This window comes from Cellulosimicrobium sp. E-16 (assembly GCF_049913115.1).
GTDB lineage: Bacteria > Actinomycetota > Actinomycetes > Actinomycetales > Cellulomonadaceae > Cellulosimicrobium.
Genome location: NZ_CP183974.1, coordinates 3950087 through 3964796, shown reverse-complemented (window position 1 = coordinate 3964796; position 14710 = coordinate 3950087). Strand labels below are relative to the sequence as shown.

General features: G+C 72.0%; 12 protein-coding genes. 6 read left to right on the top strand and 6 right to left on the bottom strand.

Features of this window, described 5'->3' with window-relative positions; all coding sequences use genetic code 11:
- Positions 1-17: 17 nt before the first annotated feature.
- Both ACN9MS_RS17390 and ACN9MS_RS17385 read left to right on the top strand, forming a co-directional pair.
- Positions 18-866 carry an ABC transporter ATP-binding protein gene (locus ACN9MS_RS17390; protein WP_426309667.1) on the top strand — a complete coding sequence of 283 codons (849 nt, stop codon included), beginning with the start codon at positions 18-20 and terminating at the stop codon, positions 864-866.
- Positions 863-1624: an ABC transporter permease gene (locus ACN9MS_RS17385; RefSeq protein ID WP_378233421.1), complete on the top strand. Its 762-nt coding sequence runs from the start codon at positions 863-865 to the stop codon at positions 1622-1624. The genes ACN9MS_RS17390 and ACN9MS_RS17385 overlap by 4 nt, the downstream gene beginning before the upstream one ends.
- A gap of 139 nt (positions 1625-1763) precedes the next feature.
- Here ACN9MS_RS17385 and ACN9MS_RS17380 read toward each other — a convergent pair whose 3' ends face one another.
- From ACN9MS_RS17380 to ACN9MS_RS17355, 6 genes are all read right to left on the bottom strand, one after another.
- The gene (locus ACN9MS_RS17380) at positions 1764-2936 is read right to left on the bottom strand and encodes an ABC transporter permease (RefSeq protein ID WP_426309666.1); all 1173 of its coding nucleotides are present in this window, start codon (positions 2934-2936) and stop codon (positions 1764-1766) included.
- Between the two features lie 3 nt (positions 2937-2939).
- The gene (locus tag ACN9MS_RS17375) at positions 2940-3923 is read right to left on the bottom strand and encodes an ABC transporter permease (protein WP_378233424.1); all 984 of its coding nucleotides are present in this window, start codon (positions 3921-3923) and stop codon (positions 2940-2942) included.
- Between the two features lie 5 nt (positions 3924-3928).
- Positions 3929-4732, bottom strand: coding sequence for an ABC transporter ATP-binding protein (locus ACN9MS_RS17370; protein WP_426309665.1), 804 nt, complete (start codon positions 4730-4732; stop codon positions 3929-3931).
- Complete coding sequence (locus ACN9MS_RS17365; RefSeq protein WP_426309664.1) at positions 4732-5622, bottom strand: ABC transporter ATP-binding protein; 891 nt, start codon at positions 5620-5622, stop codon at positions 4732-4734. The genes ACN9MS_RS17370 and ACN9MS_RS17365 overlap by 1 nt, the downstream gene beginning before the upstream one ends.
- Positions 5623-5786: 164 nt before the next feature.
- The gene (locus ACN9MS_RS17360) at positions 5787-7457 is read right to left on the bottom strand and encodes an ABC transporter substrate-binding protein (protein ID WP_426309663.1); all 1671 of its coding nucleotides are present in this window, start codon (positions 7455-7457) and stop codon (positions 5787-5789) included.
- Positions 7458-7575: 118 nt separating this feature from the next.
- A complete protein-coding gene (locus tag ACN9MS_RS17355) occupies positions 7576-10089 on the bottom strand; it encodes a beta-glucosidase (RefSeq protein ID WP_426309662.1) in 2514 nt (837 codons plus the stop codon).
- 259 nt (positions 10090-10348) lie between these two features.
- On the opposite strand from ACN9MS_RS17355, the gene ACN9MS_RS17350 reads away from it, so the two are divergent.
- The 4 genes from ACN9MS_RS17350 (at position 10349) to ACN9MS_RS17335 (ending at position 14674) form a co-directional block, all read left to right on the top strand.
- Positions 10349-11083 (top strand): TetR/AcrR family transcriptional regulator, encoded by a 735-nt coding sequence (locus tag ACN9MS_RS17350; protein ID WP_426309661.1) that lies wholly within the window; start codon positions 10349-10351, stop codon positions 11081-11083.
- Between the two features lie 117 nt (positions 11084-11200).
- Entirely contained in the window at positions 11201-12088 is an 888-nt protein-coding gene (locus tag ACN9MS_RS17345) for a formate/nitrite transporter family protein (protein ID WP_426309660.1), read from the top strand.
- A gap of 133 nt (positions 12089-12221) precedes the next feature.
- Positions 12222-13541: an aspartate kinase gene (locus ACN9MS_RS17340; RefSeq protein ID WP_426311923.1), complete on the top strand. Its 1320-nt coding sequence runs from the start codon at positions 12222-12224 to the stop codon at positions 13539-13541.
- 14 nt (positions 13542-13555) lie between these two features.
- Entirely contained in the window at positions 13556-14674 is a 1119-nt protein-coding gene (locus ACN9MS_RS17335) for an aspartate-semialdehyde dehydrogenase (protein WP_426309659.1), read from the top strand.
- Positions 14675-14710: the final 36 nt, after the last annotated feature.

Genomic DNA, 14710 nt, shown 5'->3' with positions numbered 1-14710 from the left:
GAATCGGAGATCCTCAGATGTCTGTTGACCAGTCCCTCGAGCCCGCGGTGCGGGTCCGAGGCATCGAGAAGTCGTTCGGCGACCTGCGCGTGCTGCGCGGGGTCGACCTGGAGGTGACCCCCGGGAGCATCTTCGCGCTGCTGGGGTCCAACGGGGCGGGCAAGACCACGCTCGTGCGGATCCTGTCGACGCTGCTCGCGCCCGACGCGGGGACCGCGAGCGTCCACGGGCACGACGTCGTCGACCAGCCGGGGCAGGTCCGGGAGTCGATCTCCCTGACCGGGCAGTTCGCCGCGGTCGACGAGGTCCTGACGGGCCGGGAGAACCTCGTGCTCGTCGCCCGCCTGCGCCACCTGAAGGACCCCGGCCAGGTCGCGGACGACCTGCTCGCCCGCTTCTCCCTGACCGACGCGGGCTCGCGTCGGGCGGGGACCTACTCCGGCGGCATGCGCCGTCGCCTCGACATCGCGATGAGCCTGATCGGCGACCCGCCGGTCATCTTCCTCGACGAGCCCACGACCGGCCTGGACCCCCAGGCCCGCATCGAGGTCTGGGCCACTGTGCGCCAGCTCGCGCAGGGCGGCACGACCGTCCTGCTCACCACCCAGTACCTCGACGAGGCCGAGCAGCTCGCCGACCGGATCGCGGTCCTGCACCGCGGCACCATCATCCAGAACGGCACCCTGGCCGAGCTCAAGGCGCTCCTGCCGCCCGCGCAGGTCGAGTACGTCGAGAAGCAGCCGTCCCTGGAGGACGTGTTCCTCACCCTCGTCGGCGAGACCGGCGAGACCGGCGAGACCGGCGAGGACCCCACGACCCCGACGACCGCCGAGGGCACCCAGCCCGCGGGAGAGGAGCTCCGATGACCACGCACGTCCTGGCCGACACCCGTGTCCTGACCGGCCGCTCGCTGCGCCACATCCTGCGCAGCCCGGACACGATCATCACGACCGCCGTCACCCCGATCGCGCTCATGCTGCTGTTCGTCTACGTCCTCGGTGGCGCGATCGACACCGGCGCCGGGTCGTACATCGACTACATGCTGCCCGGCATCCTGCTCATCACCGTCGCCTCGGGCGTCGCGTACACGTCGTACCGGCTGTTCCTCGACCTCCAGGGCGGCATCTTCGAGCGCTTCCAGTCGATGCCCGTCGCACGGTCCAGCGTCCTGTGGGCGCACGTGCTCACCTCGCTCGTCGCGAACCTCGTCTCGGTGACGATCGTCGTCGGTGTCGCGCTCCTCATGGGGTTCCGCACCGGGGCGTCGGTGGGCGCGTGGCTCGCCGTGCTGGGCATCCTCGTCCTGTTCACGCTCGCCCTGACGTGGCTCGCGGTGGTCGCCGGTCTCTCGGCCAAGACGGTCGACGGCGCGTCGGCGTTCAGCTACCCGCTGATCTTCCTGCCGTTCATCAGCTCCGCGTTCGTCCCCACGGACACCATGCCGGCCCCGGTCGCGTGGTTCGCGGAGAACCAGCCGGTCACGGCGATCGTCGACACGCTGCGCGCGCTGTTCGGCGGGCAGCCCGTCGGCTCCGACATCTGGGTCGCGCTCGCGTGGCTCGTCGGGATCCTCGTGGTCGCGTACGCGTGGGCCGTCGCGATCTACCGGCGCAAGATGCGCTGACCCGGGGAACGCGAACGGTCCCGGCACGGTGGAGGCGCGCCGTCCGAGCCAGGGGCGTGGCGCGGACGGCGTCCCGTGCCGGGACCGTCTGCCGGTGAGGGGCCGTGGTGCGGCCCCTCACCTGTCCGTGCGGCGACCGCTAGGCGGAGCGCTCCGGCCGGCCGACCGGGATCACGTCCGGTCCGCCGGTCGCCTGGTCGGCCTCCGTCACCGCACCGATGTCGTCGCCGTGCACCGGTGCGCCCGGCAGGGCGACGTGCGGGGAGTCGGGCGGGGGCGGGGTGACGCTGCCCTCGAGCAGGTCGGGGCGGTCGGCGACGGTCGTGATGCCGCTCGAGACCTTGTAGCCCTTCTTGCGCATGGCGCGCGCCCGTTCGCCGGCCGACCGGAGGCGCGGGTTCACGTACTCGTCGATGCCGAAGTTGATGAGCGACAGGGCCATGCCGAGCAGCGCGATGCACAGGCCGGCGGGGACGTACCACCACCAGTAGTCGGGGAAGGCGCCGTTCTGCTGGGCCCAGAAGAGGATCGTGCCCCAGTTGAGGTTCGTGATGGGGATGACCCCGATGAAGGCGAGCGTGGTCAGGCCGAGGACCGCGGCGGTCACGGTGCCGACGAAGCTCGACGCGATGATCGCGGTGAGGTTCGGCAGCATCTCGACGGCGATGATCCGGTGGATCGGCTCGCCGTTCGCCCGCGCCGCCTGGATGAAGTCCCGGTTCCGGAGCGACAGGGTCTGCGCCCGCAGGACGCGCGCACCCCAGGCCCAGCCCGTGATCGCGAGGACCGTGGAGACGAGCAGGAGGCTCGGGTTCTCCTGCTGGGACGCCACGATGATCATGAGCGGCAGGCCCGGGAGCACGAGGAACACGTTCGTGAGCGCCGAGAGCGACTCGCTGCGCCAGCCCGCGATGTACCCGGCGGTCACCCCGATGATCACCGCGACGAGCGTCGCGATGATGCCGGAGACGAAGCCGACGACCAGCACGCCCCGCGTGCCGTAGATGATCTGGCTGAGGACGTCCTCGCCCATGTGCGTCGTGCCGAGCAGGTGCTGCGCGGACGGCGGCTGCTTGAGCGCGGTGAAGTCCTTCTCGAGCGGGCCGTACGGCGCGAGGAGGTCGCCGAAGATCGCGACGAGCGTGAACACGCCGAGGATGATCAGGCCGGTGAGCGACTTGCCGTTGCGGAACATCGCGAAAGACGCCCCGGCACGGCTCGCGAGGCCGCGTCCGGAGGAGCCGCCCGGGGCGGCCGGCGGGGTCGCGGGCGCGGTGGCCTCGCTCGTCGCGGTCGTGGTGGTGGACGTCATGGCTCAGGCCTCCGTCTGACGCGTGCGCGGGTCGAGGGCGGCGTAGGCGACGTCCGCCAGGATGTTCGCGACGAGGACCGAGAGCGTGATGACGAGGAAGAGTCCCTGCATCAGCGGGTAGTCCTTCGCGTTGGTGGCGTCGAGCAGCAGCTTGCCCACCCCGGGGTAGGAGAAGACGAGCTCCATGACGAGCGTGCCCCCCACGATGAAGCCGAGGGACAGGGCGAAGCTCGACAGCTGCGGCAGCACCGCGTTGCGCGACGCGTAGCGCGTGAGCACCTTGCGGGGCGGGAGGCCCTTGGCCTGGGCCACCGTCACGTAGTCCTCGTCGAGGACGGTGATCATCATGTTCCGCATGCCGAGCACCCAGCCGCCCAGCGACGCGACGACGATGGTCAGGGCGGGCAGCGTGCCGTGCTGGATCACGTCCCAGACGAACTCCCACGACCACTCCGGCGACGCGCCCTTGCTGTACGCGTGGGACGCCGGGAACCAGCCGAGCATGCTCGAGAAGACCGCGATGGCGATGAGGCCCATCCAGAAGTACGGGACGGTCGAGAAGAACGTCGAGATGGGCACGATCGCGTCGGCCTTGCTCCCGCGGCGCCAGCCGATGATCGCGCCGAGGCCGCTGCCGAGGAAGAAGCTGAGGATCGTCGCGATGCCGACGAGCCCGAGCGTCCACGGCAGGGCGGCGGCGATCACGTCGCCCACGGGGGCGAGCCCCTTGGAGAACGAGCGACCGAGGTCGCCGCTGAGCATGAGGCCCCAGTAGTCGATGTACTGCTGGAAGAGCGACCGGCCGTCGTCGAGCCCGAAGAGGGTGCGCAGCGACTCGGCGGCCTCGGGGCTGATCTTCCCCTGGTTCTTCGCGAGGTACGCGGAGACCGGGTCGCCCTTCATCATGCGGGGCAGGAAGAAGTTGATCGTGATCGCCGCCCAGGCGGTGAACAGGTAGAAGGCGGTGCGTCGGGCGAAGAATCGCAACGGGATCAGCTCCTCGACGATGCGGGGCCGGTGCCGGAGAAGTGGACCTCCGGGTTGGGCGAGGCATCGCGTAGCGCGCGGGTGTAGGGGTGCTGGGGCTCGAGGATCACGTCGTCGGCCGGCCCGTGCTCCACGACCTCGCCGTGGTGCAGGACCATGATCTCGTCGCTGAAGTGGCGCGCGGTCGCCAGGTCGTGCGTGATGTAGAGGACCCCGAGGTTCGCCTCGCGCTGGAGCTCGGCGAGGAGGTTGAGGACGCCGAGGCGGATCGACACGTCGAGCATCGAGACCGGCTCGTCGGCGATGAGCAGCGACGGGCGCGACGCGAGGGCGCGCGCGATCGCGACGCGCTGGCGCTGGCCGCCGGACAGCTCGTGCGGGCGGCGCTCCACGACCCCGCCGTCCAGGTGGACGCGGTCGAGGAGGCGGTGGACCTCGGCGTCGACCTCGTCCTTCGGGACCACGTGGTCGAGGCGCAGCGGGCGCTCGAGGTGGTGGCGGATCGTGTGGTACGGGTTGAGCGACGCGAACGGGTCCTGGAAGACCATGCGGATCTGCTGCCGGTAGCGGCGCAGCGCCCGTCCCCGCCGGGGGATGGGGGCGCCGTCGAGCAGGATCTCGCCGGACGTGGCGCGCTCGAGCTGCGTGAGGATCTTCGCGATCGTCGACTTGCCGCTGCCGCTCTGGCCGACGAGCGCGATGGTGCGCCCGGAGGTGAGGGTGAAGCTGACGTCGTCGAGCGCGAGCAGGTCTCCGGACCCGCGGACCTTGTACTTCTTGCTGACGTGCGAGAACTCGAGGGTGGTCATCAGGCCTGGCCTCCTGCGCTGTTCGCGGCCGTGCTCGCGGCCGTGGCCGCGGGCTCCGAACGGCCGCGCACGAACCCGCCCCGCTCCCCGGTGAGGCTCGGGAACGAGCCGAGGAGCTTGCGCGTGTACTCGTGCTGGGCGTGGTGGTAGATGTTCGACGCGGTGTCGAGCTCGACGATCCGGCCCTGGCGCATGACCGCGATCCGGTCGGAGATCTCGAGGAGCAGCGGGAGGTCGTGCGTGATGAAGATGACCGAGAAGCCGAACTGCTTCCGCAGGTCGGAGATCTGCTGGAGGATCTCGCGCTGCACGAGGACGTCGAGCGCCGTCGTCGGCTCGTCCATGATCATGAGCTGGGGCTTGAGCGCCAGGGCCATGGCGATCATGACGCGCTGGCGCATGCCGCCGGAGAGCTCGTGCGGGTAGGAGCGCAGCCGGTCGCGTCCGACGCCGACGAGGTCGAGGAGCTGGGCGCTCTCCTCGGTCCGCTCGGCCTTGCTCATGCGAGGGCGGTGCGTCTCGAACACGTCGCCGAGCTGCTTGCCGACGTTGGCGACCGGGTTGAGCGCGTTCATCGCCCCCTGGAACACCATCGACGCCTTGTCCCACCGGAACCGGCGCATCGCGTCGTCGTCGAGCGCGTTGAGGTCGACGTCCTCGCCCGACTCGTCGTGGAAGATCGCCGAGCCCGAGGGGATCACGGCCGGCGGCTTGAGCAGCCGCTGGATGCCGTACGCGAGCGACGTCTTGCCGCAGCCGGACTCTCCGGCGAGGCCGAGGATCTCCCCGCGGTGCAGCGTGAGGGAGACGTCGCTGACGGCCTCGACGGGCGGGTCGACGTCGTAGACCACGCTGAAGCGCGAGACGGTCAGCAGGGGTTCGGTGTTCACTCGTCCTACCTGTTTCTGTGCTGGGGGGTTCGCGGTGCGTCGTGCTCTCGGGTGCGGGTCATACCGTCGCACCGCGGTGGGTGCGCCGGGAAGGTGTGGGGACCTTCCCGACGCACCCGTCCGCACCCGGCTCGCGCGCCGTTCCGACGCGCGAGCCGGCTGCCTCACTCGGCGGGCTTGAGCTGGGTGAGGATGAGCACCGCGGTCGGCTGCGTCGGGTCCGCGTTGATGTACGGGTCCTCGTCGCTCGGCCAGCCGACGTAGTTGCGCGTGTTGAACTCCGTGATGAACGGACGCGTGCCGATCGGCATGACCGGGACCTGGTCCACGAAGATCTTCTGCGCCTCGGCGATGGCCGTCGCACGGTCCTCGTCCGTCGTCGCCGCGAGGTACGCGTCGAGGGCGGCCGTGGCCTCCGGGCTGTCGAAGCGGCCGAAGTTGTAGTCCGCTGCCTCACCGACCGGCTTGAGCCAGCGGGCGTCCATCGTGTCGCTGTAGATGTCGTACGGCGTCGCGCCGGTCTCGGTCCAGTGCAGGATCGCGTCGAAGTCGCCCGTGCCCTTGGCGGCCCACCACGAGTCCGAGTCCGGCGTGTCGACCGTGGCCTCGACGCCGATCGCCTTGACCGACTCCGCGATGAGGCTGATGCCGGTGACGTAGTCGTTCCAGCCCTGCGGGACGCTGAGCTGGAAGGTGACGGGCTCGCCGTCGGGGTCGACCAGGGCGTCGCCCTCGAACGTGTACCCGGCGTCGGTAAGGACCTTCTTGGCGCCGTCGACGTCGACCGCGTACTCCTCGCCCGCGAACTCGTCCGAGATGAACGGGTCGCCGGCCGGGGTCGGCAGACCCGTGACGGAGGTGAGCAGCGGGACGCCGCCCTCGCGGGCGATCTGCTGGTGCTGCTCACGGTCGATGACCATGTTGACGGCCTGGCGGAACGCGACGTCGTCGAACGGCTTCTTGGTCGTGTTGACGAACATCGCGTCGATGCCGAGGCCGGCGGGGGCCCAGTACACGTTGTGCTCCGGGTCCTTGTCGACGAACGCCGACTGCACGTTCGGGAGGAACGCCTGGGCCCAGTCCGCGTCGCCGTTGGCGAGCGCGGTCGTCAGGGCGCTGTTGTCGTTGTAGGAGACGTAGTACAGCGTCGGGACCGCGAGCTCGCCGCCCCAGTAGTCGTCGCGCGCGTCGAGCTGGACGCTCTCCGTGCTGAAGCTCGTCAGCGTGTACGGGCCGGTGCCGACGGGGTCCGGGTTCGTCTCCGTCGTCGGGTCGGCGACGCCCTCCCACACGTGCTTCGGGACGACGAACCGGTGCAGCACCTTGTCCTGCTTGGCGAACATCGGCGTGCCGAAGGTGACGGTGACCGTGTCGCCGTCCACGGCGACGTCCTTGATGTCGAGCGCCGCGGTGTTGAGCTCGGGCGTGTCGACGAGGATCTGGTACGAGTACGCGATGTCGTCGGCCGTGAGGTCCGTGCCGTCGCTCCACTTCACGCCCTCGCGGGTCGTGAGCGTCACCGACGTGTAGTCCTCGGACCACACGATCTCGGACGCGAGCCACGGACGCACCTCGTCCGACGGGTTGACGACGTTGACGATGCCGACGGGCTCGTAGATGGCGTTCACGTAGCCGAGCTTGAGCGCGGACGAGTCGCCGATCCACGGGTTGTTCGACTCGGTCGCGATCGCGCCGTCCGGCTTGGCGATGGTGAGGGCGGCGCCCGCGCCGGAGCCGGTCGTCTCGTCGTCGTTGTTGCCGCCCGTCGACGAGCAGCCGGTCAGCACGAGTGCTGTCGCGATGCCGAGGGCGATCGCGGAGGCCTTCAACCTCATGAATCTCTCTCCTTCGAGGGAACATCGTCCCCGGCGCGGTGCCGGGGCGGTGGAGCGTACGGGTGAAACGGAAGGTGGCGTGGGGCGCTGGGTCGCCCCGCGTGGACCGCGGTCCGGGCTACTCCTGTTCGGTGGTGCTGCCCTGCACCCGGACCGCGGTGTCCAGGCGGAGGTCGTGGACGGAACGCCCCACCCGGAGCCGGTAGGTCCCGGCCGGGAGGTGCCAGCGTCCGCTGTCGGTGTCCCACACCTCGAGCTGACGGCGGGGGACGGTCACGGTGACGTCGGCGGTGGCCCCCACGGCGACGTCGACGACGGCGAACCCGCCGAGCCAGCGGACCGGGCGGTCGCGCTCGGCGACCGGGGCCGACGCGGGCGCGACCGGGGGTTCGACGTAGACCTGGACGACCTCGCGGCCGTCGCGGGACCCGGTGTTGGTGACGCGGACCGTGAGGGTCGCGTCGCCGTCGGGCGTGCGGACCGGGTCGGACGACGCGTCGTACGACCACGTCGTCCAGCCCAGCCCGTGCCCGAAGGGTGCGGCGGGGACGGCGCCCGAGCGCTCCCACGCGCGGTAGCCGACGTGGACGCCGTCGGCGTACTCGACGACCCCCTGGTCGGGGACCGCGTGCGGGACGGGGACGTCGGCCTCGGTGGCCGGGAGGGTCCAGGGGAGGCGGCCGGCCGCCTCGACGTCGCCCGCGAGCACGTCCGCGATCGAGTGCCCGGCCTCCTGGCCGGGGAACCAGACCCACAGCACCGTGCGCGCGCGGTCGAGCCAGGGGAGCAGCACGGGCGCGCCCGCGTTCACGACGACGACCGCGTCCGGGTCGGCGTCGAGGACGCGCTCGACGAGCTCGTCCTGGCGGCCGGGCAGCGCGAGCGACGTCCGGTCCCAGCCCTCGGACTCGACCTCCTCGTTCGTCCCGACGACGACGATGGTCAGGTCGGCCGCGCGGGCGGCCTCGACCGCGTCGGCGATCTCCTGCTCGGCGCTCGGCGCGGGGACGCGGTGGCGCAGCTCCGCGCGGACGAGGTTGCCGTAGCCCTGGGCGCGCGTGACGAGGAGCGCGGCACTGACCCGCACGCGCCGCGGCGCGTCGACGTGCACGGTCGCGGGGACGCCCGCCGGGTTGTTGATCGACGAGTCGAGGATGACCTCGACGCCGGAGCGGCGGTCGTCCTTCGCGACGACGACGCCGTCGATCTCGATCGTGTGGCCCGGGACCGTGCCGACCTCGAGCACGTGGTCGCCGGGCTCGTCGAGGAGGACGTCGACGTCGAGCACGACGGTGTCGACCTCGGCGGGAAGGTCGCGCAGGAACCCGTCCCAGCGGGGCAGGACGGACTTGCGGAGCGTCGCGCCCTCGGTGTCGAGCCAGGTCACCGCGACGGCGGCGCCGTCGGCGCTGCGTCCCTCCACGTCCAGGCGGGGGGCGAACCGGCGCGCGTCGCCGCCGCGGGCCACCGTGAGCGAGGCGTCGGGCCAGCGCGCGGCCAGGCCCTCGGCGGGGGTGACGACGTGCGCGGGGTTGACGGTCGAGCTGCCGCCGCCGAGCACGTGCGGGCGCACCGCGTTGGGGCCGACGAGCGCGATCGACCGCGGCGCGGGCCGGTCCCAGACGGGGTTCTCGGCGTCGGAGCGGAGGACGACGGTGCCCGCGGCGGCGGTGCGGCGCACCAGGGCGCGCAGGTCGCCGTCGTGCGTGACCGGTCGGGCGGGCTCGTCGAGCGCGCCGACGCGGCGCGCGAGCAGGAGGATGCGTGCGACCTTGTCGTCGATCTCGCTCTCGGGGACGCGGCCGTCCTCGACCGCGCGGACGAGGGCGTCCTCCCACGGGCCGCCGGGTCCGGGCATGACGACGTCGAGCCCGCCGTTCGCGGAGAGCTCGGTCGTGTGCGTCGCGACCCAGTCCGAGACCACGGCGCCGTCGAACCCGAGCTCGTCCTTGAGGACGTCGGTGAGCAGGTGCCGGTGCCCGGTCATGGGGCCGGACTCCACGCCGTCGTCCACCTGGTTGTACGCCGCCATGACGGACCACGCGCCCGCCGCGACCGCGTCCTCGAACGGGGCCAGGTAGACCTCGCGCAGCACGCGGGGGTCGACGTGCGACACGTACGACGTGCGCTGGGTCTCGGAGTCGTTGGCGACGTAGTGCTTGACGCACGCCGCGACGCCCTGGTCCTGCAGGCCGCGCACGACGCCCGTGCCGATCTGGGCCGTGAGGTACGGGTCCTCGGAGTAGCACTCGAAGTGCCGGCCACCGACGGGCGTGCGCTGGATGTTGACCTGGGGGGCGAGGACGACGTCGACGCCGTGCGTGCGCGCCTCGCGGGCGAACGCCTGACCGGTCTCGTGCGCGGCGGCCCGGTCCCACGTCGCGCCGATCGCGCTGGGGGACGGGAAGAGGATCGAGGTCTCGCCCTCGACCTCGCTCGTGCCGCGGACCCCGACGGGGCCGTCGGACATGACGACGGGGCGCAGCCCGAGCTCGTCCTGGGCGTGCAGGCGCCACATGGACTGGCCGGTGAGGAGGCGGACCTTCTCGCGGAGGGTCAGCCCCTGCGCACGGGTGCGCAGGGTGTCGAGCTCCGCGGGGTCGCGCTCTCCCGCGAGGGACTGCGATGTCACGAACGTGCTCCTCGTCGTCGAGTCGTCTGTCGAGCGGAGAACTTACCGTGCAGTCAGTAAGTTGGCAAGAATCTGCGTTTCCGCAGGTCAGATCGATATCTCACCGTGACCTTCGGCGGGAGTGTGGCTCGGAGGTGTCGTCGCGTGCGTAGGATCACCCCCGGACGGCGACGGACCGAGGACGTGCTCGGTGCACGGAACGCCGACGTCGGCGCCGACGGTGGCGCACCGGGCACCACGACGAGGAAGTGACGAGGCGATGACCACGAGCAGGCGGCGCCCCCGCGTGCGGGAGGAGACCCTCCGGCGCCGCGAGGAGATCCTCAAGGCCGCCATGGCGACCTTCGGGAGCAAGGGCTACCACAACGGCCCCCTGGCGGAGATCGCGGAACAGGTCGACATGACCCACGCCGGGATCCTGCACCACTTCGGGTCCAAGGACCACCTCCTCCTCGAGGTGCTGCGCTACCGCGACGAGAGCGACGTCGCCGGCCTCGACGGGCAGCACATCCCGGGCGGCATCGACATGTTCCGCCACCTGGTCCGCACGGCGTTCCTCAACGCGCAGCGTGCCGGGATCGTGCAGACGTACGCCGTGCTCTCCGCGGAGTCCGTGACCGACGACCACCCCGCGCGCGCCTTCTTCGAGGGCCGGTACCGCACGCTGCGGAGCGAGGCCGTCGAGGCGTTCGAGGCGTTGTGCGCGGAGCGGGGCGTCGCCGTCCCCGCGAGCGTCCGGCACGCGTCGGCGTCGATCCTCGCCGTCATGGACGGGCTCCAGGTCCAGTGGCTCCTCGACCCCACGCAGGTGGACCTCGGCGAGGCGAGCCAGTTCGCGATCGAGGCGATCGTCGCCGCGGTGCTCGACCCTCGCCCGTCCCCGCTCGGGGCGCTCCCGGTGGTCTCCGAGGAGGGCGGCGGCACGGGTTCGGTCGACGCCGACGCTGACGTCAGGGCCGCGGACGCACGGCCCGTGGAGGCGGCGACCGCCTGACGCCCGGGGCTCGGCGCTCCTTCGGCGCCAGGTCCTGTCGCCTCGGTCCTTCGGTCCCGGCGGGTTGCGACCACGGGCCCTGGCCCCACGTCCCGGGCGGCGGCGAGGATCGAGGTCGTGCAGACCCTCGCCCAGGCGTTGACCACCCAGTCGGAGGCGGCCCGGAAGAAGGTCGGCTCGGCGAGACGCCCGGCGCGCTACCTCGTCGCCGCGATGCTCGCGGGCGCGTACATCGGCGTCGGCGTCGTGCTCATGGTCGCGACGGCCGGGCCCTTCCTCGCGGCGGGGTCGCCGGGGGAGCGGCTGGTCGCCGGGGGCGTGTTCGCCGCGGCGCTGACCCTCGTCGTGTTCGCCGGTGCCGAGCTCGCGACGTCCGCCATGATGATCCTCGCCCAGGGCGTCGCGACGCGCGCCGTCCGGGTGCGCGACGCCGTCCTCACCCTCGGCCTGTGCCTCGTCGGCAACCTCGCCGGCTCGATGCTCTTCGCGTTCGCGGTGACGAAGGCCGGAGTCCTGCACTCCAACGCGGCCGCGGGGGAGATGGTCGCGTCCATGCTGCGCGCGAAGGCCCACGAGACCGGCGGCGAGCTCTTCTTCCGCGGCGTCCTGTGCAACCTTCTCGTGTGCGCCGCGATCTGGGCGTGCGGCCGGCTGCGCTCCGAGGCGGGCAAGGCGATCGTCCTGTTCTGGGCGATCCTCGCGTTCATCGCCTCCGGGTTCGAGCACGTGGTCGCCAACATGACGACCTTCTCGCTCGGCCTCCTCGGCGACCTCGGCCCGACGACGTGGGCCGACTTCGCCCGCAACCTCACCTGGGTCGGCCTCGGCAACCTCGTCGGCGGCGCCCTCGTCGTCGGCCTCGCCTACGTCGTCGTCGCGGGCCCGACGCGAGACGCCGGGCGCGGTGCGCCCTCGACGGACGCGACCCCCAGGCCGGTCGTGCTCCCCGTGCCGGCGATCCGGCGCGCGACCGCGCCCCTCGACCGGAGCCACCGCGCGGGCTGACGCCGCGCCACCCGGGCCCGCATGGCGGGACGGGCTTGGCCGGACCGCGGGACGCGTGCGTATCATCGATCGACCCACAAGCACCCGGCGGGCCGTTGAGAGAGACGGAGGCCGGCGACAGATGGAGCAGCACGTGGCACTTGTCGTGCAGAAGTACGGCGGTTCGTCGGTCTCGGACGCCGAGAGCATCAAGCGCGTGGCCAAGCGCATCGCGCAGACCAAGCGGGCCGGTCACGACGTCGTCGTCGTGGTCTCGGCGATGGGCGACACGACGGACGAGCTCATCGACCTCGCGCAGCAGGTCACCCCCCTCCCGCCGCAGCGCGAGATGGACATCCTCCTCACCGCGGGCGAGCGCATCTCCATGTCGCTGCTCGCGATGGCGATCAACAGCCTGGGCGTCAAGGCGAAGTCGTTCACGGGCCAGCAGGCCGGCGTCATCACCGACGCCGTGCACGGCAAGGCGCGCATCGTCGACGTCGTCCCGCACCGCATCCGGGAGACGATCGAGCGGGGCCAGGTCGCGATCGTCGCGGGCTTCCAGGGCGTCACGCAGTCGACGAACGACGTGACGACGCTGGGCCGCGGCGGGTCGGACACGACGGCCGTCGCGCTCGCGGCGGGCCTCGACGCCGACGTGTGCGAGATCTACACGGACGTGGACGGCATCTTCACGGCCGACCCGCGCATCGTGCCGAGCGCGCGCAAGATCGACCGCATCACGTACGAGGAGATGCTCGAGATGGCGGCGAGCGGGGCCAAGGTCCTCGCGCTGCGCTGCGTCGAGTACGGCCGCCGGTACAGCGTGCCGATCCACGTCCGCTCGTCGTTCAGCGGCAAGGAGGGCACGTTCGTCAGCGCGGACGCCCACTCCGCGCCTCGCCCCGCCGACGCCGCCCCCAGCTCTGCAGACCTTCCCGAGGAGACCGTCATGGAAGACCCGATCATCTCCGGCGTCGCGCACGACCGCAGCGAGGCCAAGATCACCGTCGTCGGGGTGCCCGACGTGCCCGGGACGGCCGCACGCATCTTCGAGGTCGTCGCGGGATCGGGCGTGAACATCGACATGATCGTGCAGAACGTGTCCGCCGCCCGGACGGGCCTGACCGACATCTCGTTCTCGCTGCCCGAGGGCGACGGCCCGGCCGCGATGTCGGCGCTGTCCGCGCTCCAGGGCGAGATCGGGTTCGACTCGCTGCAGTTCGACGACCAGATCGGCAAGCTCTCGCTCGTCGGGGCGGGCATGAAGTCGCACCCGGGCGTCTCCGCGAAGCTCTTCGGTGCCCTGCGCGACGCGGGCATCAACATCGAGATGATCTCCACCTCGGAGATCCGCATCTCCGTCGTGACCCGCGAGGACTCGCTCGACGACGCGGTGCGCGCCGTGCACACCGCGTTCGAGCTCGACGCTGCCGACGGCGAGGCCGTCGTCTACGCCGGCACCGGCCGCTGAGAGGACGAGGAACCATGAGCACCGAGAACCGTCAGGGCCTCAACGTCGCCGTCGTCGGCGCGACCGGCCAGGTGGGCGCCGTCATGCGCCGCCTCCTCGACGAGCGCGACCTCCCCGTCGCGAGCATCCGCTACTTCGCGTCGGCGCGCTCCGCCGGGTCGACGCTCCCGTGGCGCGGGACCGACGTCGTCGTGGAGGACGTCGCCGCGACCTCGACCGACGACCTGCGCGGGATCGACGTCGCCCTGTTCTCCGCGGGCGGCGCGACCTCCAAGGCGCAGGCCGAGCGCTTCGCCGAGGCGGGCGCCGTCGTGATCGACAACTCGTCCGCGTGGCGCATGGACCCCGACGTCCCGCTCGTCGTGTCCGAGGTCAACCCCGCCGCGCTGCGCGAGGCGCGCAAGGGCATCATCGCCAACCCGAACTGCACGACCATGGCCGCGATGCCGGTGCTCAAGCCGCTCGCGGACGAGGCAGGGCTGGAACGCCTGATCGTCGCGACGTACCAGGCCGTGTCCGGCGCCGGTCTCGCCGGCGCGGAGGAGCTGCGCGCCCAGGCCGTCGCGGGCGCGGCGGCCGAGGGCACGGGTGCCGGGCTCGTCGGGCTCGTGCACGACGGCGGCGCGGTCGCCCTCCCGGAGCCCGCGGTCTTCCCGCGCAACGTCGCGTTCAACGTCGTCCCGCTCGCCGGGTCGATCGTCGACGACGGGCAGGAGGAGACGGACGAGGAGAAGAAGCTGCGCAACGAGTCGCGCAAGATCCTCGGCCTGCCGGAGCTCGCCGTCGCGGGCACGTGCGTGCGCGTCCCGGTGTTCACCGGCCACTCGCTCGCGATCCACGCGGAGTTCGGCACGGCGATCACGCCGGACCGCGCGCGCGAGATCCTCGCCGCCGCGCCGGGCGTCGTGCTCGCGGACGTCCCGAACCCGCTCGAGGCGGCCGGCAAGGACCCGTCGTTCGTCGGCCGCGTCCGCACCGACCAGTCCGTCCCCGGCGGACGCGGGCTCGTGCTGTTCGTGTCGAACGACAACCTCCGCAAGGGCGCAGCGCTCAACGCGGTGCAGCTCGCCGAGCTCGTCGCGCAGGACCTCGACGCCGTCCGCGCCGCGTTCGCCCCGGCCCTCGCGCAGTAGTACGGCGGCCCGCCGAGGGAGAGCTCTGGCGTCGTG

Excerpts from the sequence above, each read along its gene's own strand:
- ACN9MS_RS17370 (WP_426309665.1), bottom strand. The coding sequence starts at position 4,732 with ATGACCACCCTCGAGTTCTCGCACGTCAGCAAGAAGTACAAGGTCCGC.
- ACN9MS_RS17390 (WP_426309667.1), top strand. The coding sequence starts at position 18 with ATGTCTGTTGACCAGTCCCTCGAGCCCGCGGTGCGGGTCCGAGGCATC.
- ACN9MS_RS17335 (WP_426309659.1), top strand. The coding sequence starts at position 13,556 with ATGAGCACCGAGAACCGTCAGGGCCTCAACGTCGCCGTCGTCGGCGCG.
- ACN9MS_RS17360 (WP_426309663.1), bottom strand. The coding sequence starts at position 7,457 with ATGAGGTTGAAGGCCTCCGCGATCGCCCTCGGCATCGCGACAGCACTC.
- ACN9MS_RS17385 (WP_378233421.1), top strand. The coding sequence starts at position 863 with ATGACCACGCACGTCCTGGCCGACACCCGTGTCCTGACCGGCCGCTCG.
- ACN9MS_RS17350 (WP_426309661.1), top strand. The coding sequence starts at position 10,349 with ATGACCACGAGCAGGCGGCGCCCCCGCGTGCGGGAGGAGACCCTCCGG.
- ACN9MS_RS17380 (WP_426309666.1), bottom strand. The coding sequence starts at position 2,936 with ATGACGTCCACCACCACGACCGCGACGAGCGAGGCCACCGCGCCCGCG.